Origin of the sequence: Micromonospora maritima, assembly GCF_902825405.1 — a bacterium.
GTDB classification, from domain to species: Bacteria; Actinomycetota; Actinomycetes; order Mycobacteriales; family Micromonosporaceae; genus Micromonospora; species Micromonospora maritima.
Window position 1 is genome coordinate 1 of the sequence record NZ_CADEAU010000944.1, and the last position, 799, is coordinate 799.

General features: G+C 77.7%; 2 pseudogenes. Both read right to left on the bottom strand.

Annotation, left to right across the window (positions count from 1 at the left end):
* Positions 1-235 (bottom strand): annotated as a pseudogene (locus tag HUW36_RS33715) (chromosome partitioning protein); the annotation flags it as partial.
* A 77-nt stretch (positions 236-312) separates the two neighbouring features.
* Positions 313-799, bottom strand: a pseudogene (locus HUW36_RS33720) (hypothetical protein); the annotation flags it as partial.

Genomic DNA, 799 nt, shown 5'->3' on the forward strand with positions numbered 1-799 from the left:
GGCCGCCCGGCCGCGGCGCTGGCACCGTCGGGTGGGTCGGGTCGGGCGCCGGGACGACCGGCGGGGGAACCACGCCGGGCGGGAGCGGCCAGGGCATGTTCGGCTGGACCGGCGCCGCCCACGGCGGCGCGGTCACCACGCCGTCGGTCTCCTCGGGCGGCCAGAGCGGTTCGACGTCCCGCTCCGGCACCTGCGGTCGGCCCGGCACGTGGGCCCGGTCGTCGTTCTCGTGCACCACGGTTCCTCCCCATTCCCCCCGCCGAGGATAGGCGGTCCGGTCAGCCGGGCCACCCGGGCGAGGATCGACCGGGGTCAGCCCGTCCAGACCGCCCAGGCGCCGGGCTCGGTCCACCAGGACCGCTTCCGGCTCAACTCGCCCTCGACGCCGTCGTCGAGGAAGGGCACCTTCTCGTCGCGGGGCACGACCGCCACCGCCCGGCCCCGGGCCCGGCGTACCTCCAACCGGACCTTCTTCCGGCCCAACGCGGACCGGGTCACCACGGGCACGGCCACGGCCACCGCCACCCGCCCGTCGGTCGGGTCCGGGTCGGCCAGCAGGTCCACCTCGCCGAGGCGCGCGTAGCCACCGGCGTTTCCGATCGCGCACGCCGTGATCGGCTCGCTGCCGTCGCTGAGCACCGTGCCGTCGACCTCGACGCGGGCCCGCCAGTGCAACGGTCGACCGGCGTCGTCGGCGGCGCCGAGCAGCGCGCCGTCCAGCGTCACCGAGCCGCCGTCGTTGCGCAGCAGGTCCAGCCGGCGGGCCGAACCGTCGAGCACCGCCGCGGCCACGGCCGCC